Origin of the sequence: Nonomuraea sp. NPDC049480, assembly GCF_044465905.1 — a bacterium.
Classification (GTDB): Bacteria; Actinomycetota; Actinomycetes; order Streptosporangiales; family Streptosporangiaceae; genus Nonomuraea.
On record NZ_JBITMD010000013.1, the window covers coordinates 1 to 11,389 of the forward strand.

13 protein-coding genes are annotated in these 11,389 nt (G+C 70.2%); 5 read left to right on the top strand and 8 right to left on the bottom strand.

The features are described from left to right. The coding region (locus tag ACIBX3_RS32740) for a PAS domain-containing protein (protein ID WP_397123757.1) at positions 1-1,646 on the bottom strand (1,646 nt) is incomplete at its 3' end. A gap of 298 nt (positions 1,647-1,944) precedes the next feature. Between ACIBX3_RS32740 and ACIBX3_RS32745 the strand changes: the two genes are divergently transcribed. Then, positions 1,945-2,769, top strand: a complete 825-nt coding sequence (locus tag ACIBX3_RS32745; protein ID WP_397123759.1) for an SAM-dependent methyltransferase — start codon at positions 1,945-1,947, stop codon at positions 2,767-2,769. 35 nt (positions 2,770-2,804) lie between these two features. After that, positions 2,805-2,996 carry a ferredoxin gene (locus ACIBX3_RS32750; protein ID WP_397123761.1) on the top strand — a complete coding sequence of 64 codons (192 nt, stop codon included), beginning with the start codon at positions 2,805-2,807 and terminating at the stop codon, positions 2,994-2,996. 117 nt (positions 2,997-3,113) lie between these two features. On the opposite strand, the gene ACIBX3_RS32755 is transcribed toward ACIBX3_RS32750, so the two are convergent. From ACIBX3_RS32755 to ACIBX3_RS32765, 3 genes are all read right to left on the bottom strand, one after another. Beyond that, on the bottom strand, positions 3,114-3,833 hold the full coding sequence (locus ACIBX3_RS32755; protein ID WP_397123763.1) for a carbonic anhydrase: 720 nt from the start codon (positions 3,831-3,833) through the stop codon (positions 3,114-3,116). Positions 3,834-4,004: 171 nt separating this feature from the next. Next, positions 4,005-5,378 carry a sensor histidine kinase gene (locus tag ACIBX3_RS32760; protein WP_397123765.1) on the bottom strand — a complete coding sequence of 458 codons (1,374 nt, stop codon included), beginning with the start codon at positions 5,376-5,378 and terminating at the stop codon, positions 4,005-4,007. Positions 5,379-5,488: 110 nt separating this feature from the next. Then, the gene (locus tag ACIBX3_RS32765; protein WP_397123767.1) at positions 5,489-5,776 is read right to left on the bottom strand and encodes a helix-turn-helix domain-containing protein; all 288 of its coding nucleotides are present in this window, start codon (positions 5,774-5,776) and stop codon (positions 5,489-5,491) included. 118 nt (positions 5,777-5,894) lie between these two features. Here ACIBX3_RS32765 and ACIBX3_RS32770 point away from each other — a divergent pair, with 118 nt between their 5' ends. Beyond that, positions 5,895-6,110, top strand: a complete 216-nt coding sequence (locus ACIBX3_RS32770) for a hypothetical protein (protein WP_397123769.1) — start codon at positions 5,895-5,897, stop codon at positions 6,108-6,110. A 31-nt stretch (positions 6,111-6,141) separates the two neighbouring features. Here the strand turns inward: ACIBX3_RS32770 and ACIBX3_RS32775 are convergent, their stop codons facing one another. Next, the gene (locus ACIBX3_RS32775; RefSeq protein ID WP_397123771.1) at positions 6,142-6,918 is read right to left on the bottom strand and encodes an SDR family oxidoreductase; all 777 of its coding nucleotides are present in this window, start codon (positions 6,916-6,918) and stop codon (positions 6,142-6,144) included. A gap of 212 nt (positions 6,919-7,130) precedes the next feature. On the opposite strand from ACIBX3_RS32775, the gene ACIBX3_RS32780 reads away from it, so the two are divergent. After that, entirely contained in the window at positions 7,131-7,622 is a 492-nt protein-coding gene (locus tag ACIBX3_RS32780) for a carboxymuconolactone decarboxylase family protein (RefSeq protein ID WP_397123773.1), read from the top strand. Between the two features lie 368 nt (positions 7,623-7,990). Then, positions 7,991-8,449 (top strand): LysR family transcriptional regulator substrate-binding protein, encoded by a 459-nt coding sequence (locus tag ACIBX3_RS32785; protein ID WP_397123774.1) that lies wholly within the window; start codon positions 7,991-7,993, stop codon positions 8,447-8,449. A gap of 26 nt (positions 8,450-8,475) precedes the next feature. On the opposite strand, the gene ACIBX3_RS32790 is transcribed toward ACIBX3_RS32785, so the two are convergent. Genes ACIBX3_RS32790 through ACIBX3_RS32800 form a run of 3 tightly spaced genes read right to left on the bottom strand, consistent with a single transcriptional unit; the run spans position 8,476 to position 11,387 of the window. Further along, positions 8,476-9,285 carry an alpha/beta fold hydrolase gene (locus ACIBX3_RS32790; protein WP_397123776.1) on the bottom strand — a complete coding sequence of 270 codons (810 nt, stop codon included), beginning with the start codon at positions 9,283-9,285 and terminating at the stop codon, positions 8,476-8,478. Between the two features lie 28 nt (positions 9,286-9,313). Beyond that, positions 9,314-10,942 carry a GMC family oxidoreductase gene (locus ACIBX3_RS32795; RefSeq protein WP_397123778.1) on the bottom strand — a complete coding sequence of 543 codons (1,629 nt, stop codon included), beginning with the start codon at positions 10,940-10,942 and terminating at the stop codon, positions 9,314-9,316. A 22-nt stretch (positions 10,943-10,964) separates the two neighbouring features. After that, positions 10,965-11,387 (bottom strand): gluconate 2-dehydrogenase subunit 3 family protein, encoded by a 423-nt coding sequence (locus tag ACIBX3_RS32800; RefSeq protein ID WP_397123780.1) that lies wholly within the window; start codon positions 11,385-11,387, stop codon positions 10,965-10,967. Between the last annotated feature and the right edge of the window lie 2 nt (positions 11,388-11,389).

Sequence of the window (11,389 nt, forward strand, 5' to 3'; positions counted from 1 at the left end):
TCCATGTCCTTGCCGGCGGGCAGGTAGCGGGCCGCGGCGGTGACCGCGGGCAGGCTGGGCAGCTCACGCGGGAGCAGCCCGCGTTGCAGTTCCTGGGCGCGGGTGTGCTCCCGGTCGTAGAGGCGCGCGCGTTCCATGGCCTGGGCGACCAGCCCGCTGAGCGCGGTGAGCAGGTTGCGCTCCTCCCCGGTGAACTGACGCGGCTCGGCGAAGGAGACGACGCAGCTGCCCACCGGGCGTCCCGAGGCGATCAGCGGCAGGAAGGCCCACGCCTTCTTGCCTCCCGCCTCCGGGAAGTCGGCTGTCCCGGGGTAGCGCTCGATGTACTCCTCGGCCGAGGTGATGAACAGCGGGCTACGATCGCGCAGGACCTGCGCGATCGGGAGCCGTCCGAGGGCCGGGATTCCGCGGCCCGGGATGAGGCTCACCCGGTCGACGAACTCCTTCGAGTACCCGGTGAATCCGACCGGCCGCAGATGGTCGCCCTCCAGGAAGGTGAGCATCAGCCCGGCGGCCCCGAACGCCGGCAGGATGTGAGCGGCGGACGCGTCCACGACGTCGCTGACGGTGACCGCCTCGGCCAGAGCCCTGGTCAACTGACTGATACGGGAGGTCCGCTCCCGCTCCACGGCGGCACGTGCGGCGGTGTGCGGACGCGGTTCGGGGACCGTCTCCAAGGCTTCGTGGGTCTTGGTGACGTCCCACAGGATGCCGGCCATGCGGGCCGGCTCACCGTTCTCATCGAGCACCAGCCGGCCGCGGGTCCGTACCCAGCGGCATGTCCCGTTCGGGCGGATCGCCCGATACTCGGTGCTGTACATCCGCCCCGTGCGGATCGCCTCATCGATGTCGGCCAGCACCCACGGCAGATCCTCAGGGTGGACGATGCCCGTCCAGGTCTCGATCCGTCCGTCGAAGGTTTCCGGATCGACGCCGAGTATGGAGAGCATCGCGTCGTTCCAGACGACATCGCCGGTCCGGATGTCCCAGTCCCACGTGCCGACCGCCTGCAGATCCTGCCGCAGATGCGAGCCGGTGGACTGTTCTTGCCAGCCCGTGAGCCCAGAATCGAGGGGCGGCGCGGAGGACCTGCTCAGGCGCTCGCCGGTCCATCGGCCCAGTGTGCCGAGAAAGGCCTGTTGCCCGGCCGAGGGCTCGTGTGCGGAGGCCGTCAGGACCGACAGCGCGCCGATCGGCCCGCCGGGGCCGAGCAGCGGGACGGCCACCATCGCCGTGTCGACCGGCCAGGACCAGGACGCGGGTACGGAGCCGTCCGGCCGCCCGGTCGCCGTCGCGTCCTGTCCGGATGCCTTCGCGACGGCGTTCGCCAAAGACGCCCGTACCAGCACACCGTCCCGGAACGCGCGCGCCGGGGCGAGCGGGCCGTTCCCGTCGATGCGCTCCCAGACCTGGGTGAAGACCGGGGGCAGCCCGCAGGTCGTGACCAGGCGCAGCCCGCCGCCGTGGCCGGGGCTGCCGAGATGCACTGTGCCGCCCAGCCCGGCAAGATCGGCCACCGCCTGCTGGATCGCGAACCGCAGGAGCTCGATCCCCCACAGATCGTCGCCGACCACCGCCAGCAGCCGTTTCCGCTCCTCGGAAACCTGGTCCGCCCGCATGGTCTGCGGTCCTCGCTGTTCGCCCATCCCACCCCCTGCCCTTTCACACGTCGCCAGGGGTCTTATGAGCCCTGGCGCTGGGACGCGTCTGCGATATTGATCCGGGAAGAATCTGCATATATGGGGTGTATGTACCGAGTATAACTACCCGCAGGTCTCCCATTTCATCGCTCTGATCACGCGATGAGCAGGGGTTTCACGGTTCGGGTCCGGCGTGGATCGGCGGTGGCGCCGCGTCGTTTCCGGCGGAAGCGGAATCGAATCTCGGCGTGGCTGGCAGTTATCGGGCATAATCAGGCAGCATCCGACCTATGGAGGGGTACGCGTGAGTGACGAGGCCAGGCGGCTCGCCGGCGTCGATGCCAGCACACCCAACCTTGCCCGGATGCACGACTACTTCATCGGCGGCAAGGACAATTTCGCCGTCGACCGGGAGGCGGCGGAGGCGGTGCTGGCCGTCGCACCGGAGGTCCGGGTCATGGCGCAGGAGCACCAGGCGTTCCACGTGCGCGTGATGCGTTTCCTCGCGGAGCAGGGCATCACGCAGTTCATCAACCTGGGCTCCGGGCTGCCCACCGAGCTCAACACGCACGAGCTGGCCCGGTCCCTCGTGCCCGACGCGCACGTGGTGTACGTCGACAACGACCCGGTGGTGCTCACCCACGGCAGGGCGATCCTCGCCAGGGGGCCGCGTACGGCCGTCGTCGAAGGCGACGTCATGCACCCGGCCGAGCTGCTCGCCGATCCCGATCTGCGGCGGATCATCGACCTCGATCGGCCGGTGGCGCTGCTGCTGTTCGGCATCCTCCAGTACATCCCGGACGACAACGACCCGTTCCGGCGGGTGGCCGAGCTCCGTGACGCGTTGCCGGTCGGCAGTCATGTCGTCATCTCGCACGTCGTCTTCGACTCCCGTCCGGAGGCTGCGCAGCCGATCGTCGACATCTACCGGAACATCCTGGGCACCCAGAAGGGCGGTGCCCGTAAGCGGGAGGACGTCCTGCCTTTCTTCGACGGGCTCGAACTGGTCGAGCCCGGCCTGGTGTACGTCCGCGAGTGGCGGCCCGACAGCCCGTTCCTGTCCGAGAGGCCGGACAAGGCCTGGGTGATGGTGGGCGTCGGCCGCAAGGACGAGCCGACGAGCGCCTGAGGCGAATCGCCGCACACGGAGCGGAGGACCCCGCGATGAAAGTACGCATCGATCCTGAACGCTGCCAGGGACACGGCCGCTGCTACGACCTCGCCCCCGACCTGTTCAGCGAGGACGACGAGGGCTACGGACAGGTCGCCGGCGACGGCATCGTTCCGCCGGACAAGGAGCGCGCGGCCCGACTGGCGGTGTCCAACTGCCCCGAACGCGCGATCGACCTGCTCTAGCCGACGGCGGTGCCGCGCGTTGACGAGGCCGCCGAGGAGACGCCGGCTCGCGGCCCCCGCCCGCCGGGAAATGATCATCCCGGCTGGGCTGGGTCGACCGCGTGGTACCAAGGCGGGTCAGGCGAGGCGGGTGACCTCGCCGGTGTCGATCGAGTAGTACGCGCCGATCACCTTGAGCTTGCCCTTGGCGATGCGGGGAGCGAACAGCTTGTCCTTCTTGAGCTGGTTCACCACGTCGACGGTGTTGATGCGGATCATCTTGTCGACGTCGCCGTCCGACCGCTTGTAGGCCGAACGCAGGGAGGAGGCGATCGTGCTCAGCTCGCCGGGCAGCTTCTTGTGATCGTGCAGCGATTCCGCGGCGGCCGTGACGGCCCCGCAGCGCTGGTGGCCGAGCACGACGACGAGTGGGGTGCCCAGCTCTGCCGGCCCGTACTCCGCGGCGCCCGTGACCAGCGGGTCGATGGTCTGGCCGGCGGTCCGGACCACGAACAGGTCACCAAGGCCGGCGTCGAAGACCAGCTCGGGCGCCACCCGCGAGTCGATGCACGAGAAGACGACCGCGAACGGGTCCTGCTTCTGCGCCACCGCCGCTCGCCGGGCGGCGTCCTGGTGGGGGTGGGTGACGGTGCCGTCGACCCAGCGGCGGTTGCCTTCGCGCAGGGTGGCCCACGCCTGGCCGGGGGTGGAGGGACGCTGGTCGGGAGCGGTCCCGCCCGACGGCTGGTCGGTCTGGGCGAAGACGGCGGTGCCCGCGGATGCCGTCCCGGCGAGGAGGCCTCCGACGACGAGGCCGGCGCGCAGGAGTCCTCGCCGGTCGACCATGTGATTTTGCATGGCCGGAGTATGCGCCGCTTACCTGCTGAAGCGCTAGAAAATGTAACGCTCATCACATGTAACGTCGCACACTGTCATGCCGGGCAAGATTCTCTGATGTCAGTCCGCGCGTGGTCTTCCGGGGTACGCGGCAGCGCGCCGCGGGTCTCTCCCGGAGCGGGCCGATCGCCCTCACGCCGCAGGGCCGTTCGGGCCCGGGATCCGGAGCACGAAACGGGCGCCGGTGTTGGAGTCCTCGATGGTCAGCGTGCCGTGGTGGGCCATCGCGATCTCGCGGGCGATCGGCAGGCCGAGTCCGGTGCCGCCGGCGTCGCGGTTGCGCGAGTCGTCCAGGCGGGTGAAGCGCTGGAAGACGATGTCGCGCTGATCGCGTGCTATGCCCGCGCCGTCGTCGAGGACCTCGAGCACGGCCTGTCCGTTCTGCCTCCGCACCGTCACGATGATCCGCGTCTCGGCGTGCCGCTCGGCGTTGTCCAGCAGGTTCGTCAGCAGACGGGCCAGCTGCAACCGGTCGCCCATGACCACCACGCCTCCTTGCAGGCTGGTGACGACGCGCTTGGTTCGTGGCCTGGCGGTCTCCGTGACGACCAGCTCGCCCAGGTTCACCGGCTCGCGAGGGCTCGGGGCGCCCGCGTCCAGCCTGGTCAGCGTGAGCAGGTCGGCGACGATGGCCTGGAGCCGGTCCAGGCTGGCCAGCACCTCGGAGCCCGTCTCCTGCCAGTCGGTGTCCTCGGGGTGGAGCATGGCGTCCTCCACCTGGGCGCGCATCGCGGTGATCGGGCTGCGCAGGTCGTGTGAGGCGTCGCCGGTGAACCTGCGCTGCTGCTCCATCGCGGCCTCCTGCTGCTCCAGCGCCGTCTCCAGGCGTTCCAGTGTCTGGTTGGCGGTCTCGGCCAGGGCTCTGATCTCGTCGTCGGTCTCCGGTACGGGGACGCGCATCCCGCCGCCGCCCACGGTGATCTCGGCCAGCCTCTTCGTGATGCTGCTGACAGGCGCGAGCGTCCTGTCCACGACGCGTGACACTCCGAACCAGGTCAGCGCGACCAGCGCCGCCGTCATGCAGATCTCGAATGTGATCACTTGCGGGCTGACGTACCACGGCACCGTCGGGTCGAAGGCGTAGATGATCCAGGTGCCGTCCGGCTGGTACGCGCGCAAGGAGGACACGATCTGGCACCGACCGGGGAACGCGGGCAGGTCGCAGAGCTCCGCGACGTCGTTGGCCTGGTTCGGGTGGGGGATGGCCGTCGTCTGGCGGGGCTTGCCGGCCAGGCTCGGCGTCCAGGAGACCGCACGCCCGGCCGGGTCGACCACCTGCATGCCGTCGAGCCCGCTCGGGTCCAGCACGCGGGGCAACCGGTTCCGCTTGACCATGAGAAGCACGCGCAGGGCCTTGCTGGACACCTCGAGCGCCCGGATGTCGGCGGCCTTGTCGCGGATGCCGTACAACACGAAGGTGCTGACGACGATGTTCAGCAGCAGCATGGCGATGCCGGCGAGCAGGGCCAGCCGCGTCCGCAGCGACCGGCGCAACCGTGTTTTCACCCCGTCTCCCTCCGGCGATCAGAAGATCACGGCTGTCGCGCTCGCCGCCAACTTAGGGAGATTCCTCGATAAATACGGTTACGCAGTATTGAAGGCGTCCAATCTTCGCTTCATTGCCGGTTCCCGGGGTCGGCGGTGCCGGAGACCGTCCACATGATGGCCGCCGGATGCGCTCCATGATCGGCGGCCGGCACGGCCCGCCCGGCCACGCACGCCAAAGCGATCTGCTCGACCATTCCGAAATTCGGTGGAATGGATTCGCCGGAGCAGTAACGATGAAGGGTCGACTTGCTCGCATCGACCTGCCGGCCGATCCATTCGAAACTGTGGCCGCTGCGCTCTTCAGCCGCCGTGGCAACCGGGGCCAGGTTTTCGGAATGCGACGTTCCGGCCACCATCTTCCCCAAGCTTTCCCCGCGCGTCCCCGCATGCTGCATCGGGCGGGTGAACGCGTCCCGGGATAATGCGTCCCCCCTGCTCAGGGCTGGGTTTTCTGCCCAGGTTTCCCGTATTGGGGTGGACGCGTCGCCGTGGGATCAATGGTTTTCCAGGCTTGCACACACCATCGAGGAAACCGGCCGTGAGGCCGCCGGCACGTGCGCGGTGGCCGCGATTCTGGTCGGTATCACAATGAATGCGGAGGTCGCGCACGCCGGCGACCGTAAATGCAATTCTGCCACGCAGGTGCTGCTGTGCGGTGGCGTGACGAGGGACGCGGCCTGGGTGCCGTGACGTGCCGGCGGCTACCGGGTCCCCGGTCCGGTCACGTGAACAACTGGCCGCCGTTGACGTCGATGGTGGCGCCGGTGACGGCCTTGGCGTGGTGGGAGGCGAGGTAGACGACGGCGCGGGCCACGTCCTCCTCGGTGGCGATACGGCGCAGCGCCATCGCCGAGACGTCGCGCGCGCGGATGTCCTCGAACGCCACGCCTTCCGCCGCGGCCCGGGTGCGCATCCACTCATCCAGCACCTCACTGGCGATCCAGCCGGGTGCGACGCAGTTCACCCGCACCCCGTACGGCCCGAGTTCGTCGGCGAGGCAGTGGGACAGCAGGTGCGCGGCGGCCTTGCCCGCGGCGTAGTCGCTGCGTCCCGCGTAGCCCTCGCGGGACGACATGGAGGTGATGTTGACGATCGAGCCGGAGCGCTGAGCCACCATGTGCGGCGCGATGAACCTGCAGGCCAGCAACGTGCCGTAGCCGCCGGTCTCGACGGCCTTGCGCCAGGTCTCCAGATCGCCGGCGGACATGTCGAGCACGTTCCTGCGGTGAGATCCGGGAAAGGCGGCGTTGACCAGCACGTCCACCCGGCCGAACCGCTCGATCACGCTGTCGGCGAGCCGCCGTACGTCGTCGATCCTCGTCACGTCGGCGGGTACGGCCAGCACGCCGGGCACCTCGGCGGCGGTCTTCTCCACGGTGGCCGCGGTGCGGGCGGCCACGACGACCCTGGCGCCCTCCTCGCTCAGGATCCCCGCCAGGGTCCGTCCCAGGCCGGGACCCGCCCCGGTGACGATCGCGACCTTGCCATCCAGCAGCACGCACCGACCTTACCAAGCGTTTGCTCGCTATTCATCGGTCGAACCGGGCTGGACGGCGCCGCGTATCCCATGCAGTACGGAGGGCGCGGGCTGATTCCGGCGGCGCGCTCTCTCGAGCGAAGCGGGGGGAGGGGAACATATCGTCGCCGTTTTCCCCGCCATGGTCGTCGCTGCGCCCGTCCTTTTTCAACGAGCGAGATGAGAATCACGACATGTCTGTAGCCACGATTGCCACGCGGATTGAGATCAAGAATGTGACCCCGGATGTCTCCAGCGCGATGAGCGCCCTCCACGAGGCCGCCTTGGCCGCGGCGCGGGCGGCGGACATCGAGCCGGAGCTGCTCCAGCTGATCAAGATCCGCGCGTCCCAGATCAACGGCTGCTCTCTCTCACTGGACCAGAACACCCAGGACGCGCGGGCGATGGGGGAAAGCGAGCAGCGCATCCGCGAAGTGCGGGCCTGGCGGAACAGCAAGTTGTTCACCTACAGGGAGCGGGCCGCGTTGTCGCTGACCGAGGCGATCACCCTGGTCTTCGCCGGCCAGGTTCCGAACGAGGTGTACGCCGAGGCGGAGCGCCTGTTCGAGGAGACTCAGCTCGCGGCGTTGATCTGGGCCGCGACGGTGATCAACGCGCACAACCGCATCGCGATCACCACCCGGCTGGAAGGCAGCGGCGCGCCGCCGAAGGCGGCCTTCCGCTGAGCCGGTTCCCTGCGGGCCGTCCCTGCACGCAGCACCCCCTGGTCGCCGTCCAGGTGCAGGCGGACCTGAGGCACGAGGACATCATCGACAGGCTCACCAGTTTCATCAGGGATCCTCAAGTTCCGTGGTGGTTGGTGGTGGCGGTGCTTCTTCGGCTCGCAACGGAGGGGAGGCGTCCAGGGGGCGGTGAGGCCGGCAGATGGCCGAGTGCATCGCTCACGTGTTCTATCCGACAGAACCAAAGGCTGGTAGCCTGACGGTCACTCAGAGTGAAAACCGGGGGTGGTGGATGCCGGTGGGGGTGCGGGCGTGCCGGTCGGCTGTCGATCCGGCGCCGCGCGCGGCAGTGAAGGACGGGAGCGGGCGGGGTGGATGCGGGCGGTCGCAGGCTGCCCGCGCAGGCGGGGATGGCGTTGCGCAGGCTGGGCTGGACGGCTACCGCGCCGGCGGGCGTCACGGTCAACGACCGGATCGCGCGGATGGCGCTCTGCCTGCTCGATTCGATGATGCAGGGGCGCCGGGTCCTGGACACCGTCTTCGAGGCGATCGGCGCCCCCGTGCGGCCGCGCATCGAGACCGACTCGATCTCCTCGCTGTTCGCGCACGTGCGTACCGGCCGGTGGGCCGGCATCGTGCCGCACGCCTGGTTGCACGTATTCGGCGTGCCCGCCGGCATGCGGGCCGTCCCGCTGGTCGAACCCGTCCGCACGCAACGTATCGGCCTGGTGGCCTGCCGCCGGGAACCGGAGCCGGTCATGACCCAGGCTCTGCTGGCGGTCGCCCGCGATGCCGGCATGGCCGCCACCCTGGAACGCCTCCCGTCGTGACCGCCTATTGGCGCGGCCGTATCCGATCACCTCGTCAGGAACGCTGTCACGGCTTCGGCGACCTCCGCCGCCTTGTGCTCCATGAGGGGGATCGTGCCGCCGTCGATGACGGCCGACGTCACGCTCGCCGCCGCGGTGAGGTGCTCCCGGAGCGGGGCCAGCGCCGGCAGTGCGAACGGGTCCGCGGCGGCGCCCAGCAGCAGCACGGCCGCCTTCACCAGGCCGATCCGGTCCTCCATGCGGTAGCGCGCGCACGCCCGGTGCCCTTCCGCGGGATCGACCCCCGGCGCGAGGGCGTCGTGGATGAACCGGTCGAGGAGGTCCGTGACCGGTTCGGGATAGTACGGCCGCCGGAGCCGCCACAGCGCGATCAGGTGGTCACCCTCGGGGGACGGCACGGCCTCGTCCACCCCGGGGCCGTTCGCGTGGGTCTCGCGGTACCGGGAGCCGGTCCACGGAGTCGACGACAGGACCAGCAGGCCGACCCGCTCCGGTGCGGTCGCCGCCAGCTCGATGGCCACCGCGCCGCCCGTGTGGTGGCCGAGAACGTCGGCGCGCCCGATGCCCAGGCCGTCCAGCAGCGCCAGGGCACCGGCCGCGAACAGCTCGATCGTGTGCGGCGCCGGGGGCTTGGCGCTGGCCCCGAAGCCGACCATGTCCATGGCGAGGACGCGCCGGTGCGGCGCCAGGAGGGGCATCAGCTCCCGGAACTCGTCCCAGGATCTGGGGGTCTGATGCAGGAGCAGCAGGGGACGGCCCGCGCCTTGCTCGGCGTAGTGAAGCTGGCCGAACCGCGAGTCGGCATACCCGAGGCGCAGCGGCGGCGTCGTGTCCAAAGGGTCTTCTCCTTCGCATTCGACGACGTCACCACTCGGCGCACAGCCGTTCGGCCGCACGGAACGCCAATGCCATGATCGTCAGCACGGGGTTGACGGCGCCGTTGGTGACGTGCACGGAGGCGTCCATGACATAGAGGTTGTCGTGGCCGTGGACCCGGCCCCATCGGTCGACGACCGACGTACGCTCGTCGTCGCCCATCCGGCACGTTCCCGACTGGTGCTGCCCCGCGTACAGGGCCAGGGCGGCCGGCTCCGTCCACGTCCGCCGCGCGCCCGAGGCGAGCAGCCACTCGCGGGCCCGGCCGGCGATGTAGGCCGCGGTACGCACGGTCTCCGGATGGGTCGTGCCGGACAGGCGGGCGACCGGGATGCCCCACCGGTCCCGCACGTGGCGGTCGAGCCGTGTCCTCGCGTGCGGGCTGGGGATCTCCTGGACCGGCCCGCCCACGCGCATGACGCGGCGGTAGTTGTCGCGTATGTACTGCTTGTTCTCCATGCCCCAGCGGGGCACGTCAGGAGGCAGATTGCGGGCCCAGAAGGCGATCGGCAGCACGGTGAACTCGTCGGCGAGCATCGCCCCGCCGACGATCCCGTCGTTGTGGTGCGCGAAGTCGAGCGTAGCCAGCGAGACGCCGGGGCCCAGCCCGTCGTACACGGGCTCGGGCATCTCGCCGACAGCCCACGCGTAGGCGTGGCCCTGGAGGTGCCGCCCCACCTGATCGTGGTCGTTGCCCAGCCCGTACGGCTCCCGCCGGGTCGGTGAGTTCTGCAGCAGCCGCGCGGTCTCGATCGCGCCGGCCGCGCAGATCACGACCTCGGCCTCGACGACGTGGCGCGCCCCTGACCGGTCCACCCAGCGGACGCCGGTGACCCGGCCGGCGGAGTCGCACTCGACGCGTTCGGCGACCGCCTCCGGCAGCAGCCGGACGCGGCCGGTGGTGAGCGCGCGGCTCAGCACCGTGTTGTGCGAGCCGTTCTTCGCCTCGGCCTGGCAGGCGAAGCCGACACAGTGCTGGCAGCGGGTGCACGCGGCACGCCCGGCGTACGGCACCGAGTTGATCAGCAGGGGCACCGGCAGCACGTCCCATCCGAGGGCGGTCGCGCCCGCGCGCAGGGCTCTGGCCTGCCGGCCCTCAGGAAGCGGCGGCATGGGGTACGGCTTGGCGCGCGTCCAATGACGGCTGCTCGCCTGGTGGTCGCCGCAGACCCCGATCTCCCATTCGGCGCGCTCGTAAAAAGGCGCGAGGTCGTCGTAGGCGATGGGCCAGTCGGCGAGGCTGCTCTCCGAGGGGACGCCGTACGTGCTCGCCATGGTGAAGTCGGCGGGTGGGAACCGCCACGCCTGGGCCCCGTAGAGCCGCGTGCCGCCGCCGACCAGCGTGGCGTTGCCGTGGAAGCCCGGTTCGTGCGCCCGCACCAGATGCTCGCGGCCCGCCGCGTCGACGAAGACCCGCGGGCCGTCCTCGTAGTCCGGCCCGGATCGGTGGGGGTAGCGGGCGATGCGGTGATTGCGCAGGTGGTCACGGCCGATCTGCTCGTACGTGAGGTCGCGGCCGCGTTCCAGCACGACCACCTGCTTGCCGGCCTCGGCGAGTACCGCGGCGGCGACCCCGCCCCCGGCGCCCGATCCGATCACGATCGCGTCCACCCGCATCAGCCGCGTACCTCTCGCCCGATCACCCGCGTACCTCGAACCCGATCATCCGCCAGGAGATGGCGTCGCGGTTGCCGCCGTTGTCCGGATCGCCGTAGAAGCCCTCCATGACGTGCCCCACCACCGTGCTCACGAAAACCGTCGCGTCGAGCGGCCACGGCGTGCGCGTGTCGCCGGCCTCCACGGCCCGCAGCAGCGCCTCACGCCGTTCGTACGGGAGCACGGGGAAGCCCTCGCCGTACCTCTCCCGCGCCTCGGCCTCCACGGCGTCGAGGCCCGCCGCATAGGAGGCGTGCAGGTCGAACCACCTCTCCAGGTAGTCCAGCACGCCGGCCTCGGTGCCGCTCGGGTACTCGTCGGCGGGGACGATCGTGTCGACGACCGCGCTCAGCGTCGCGGCCTGCTCAGGGGTCACTCCCCGAAACGGGGTGCCGGGCGCTCGCATGT

Excerpts from the sequence above, each read along its gene's own strand:
- ACIBX3_RS32750 (WP_397123761.1), top strand. The coding sequence starts at position 2,805 with ATGAAAGTACGCATCGATCCTGAACGCTGCCAGGGACACGGCCGCTGC.
- ACIBX3_RS32755 (WP_397123763.1), bottom strand. The coding sequence starts at position 3,833 with ATGCAAAATCACATGGTCGACCGGCGAGGACTCCTGCGCGCCGGCCTC.
- ACIBX3_RS32765 (WP_397123767.1), bottom strand. The coding sequence starts at position 5,776 with ATGGTGGCCGGAACGTCGCATTCCGAAAACCTGGCCCCGGTTGCCACG.
- ACIBX3_RS32780 (WP_397123773.1), top strand. The coding sequence starts at position 7,131 with ATGTCTGTAGCCACGATTGCCACGCGGATTGAGATCAAGAATGTGACC.
- ACIBX3_RS32795 (WP_397123778.1), bottom strand. The coding sequence starts at position 10,942 with ATGCGGGTGGACGCGATCGTGATCGGATCGGGCGCCGGGGGCGGGGTC.
- ACIBX3_RS32800 (WP_397123780.1), bottom strand. The coding sequence starts at position 11,387 with ATGCGAGCGCCCGGCACCCCGTTTCGGGGAGTGACCCCTGAGCAGGCC.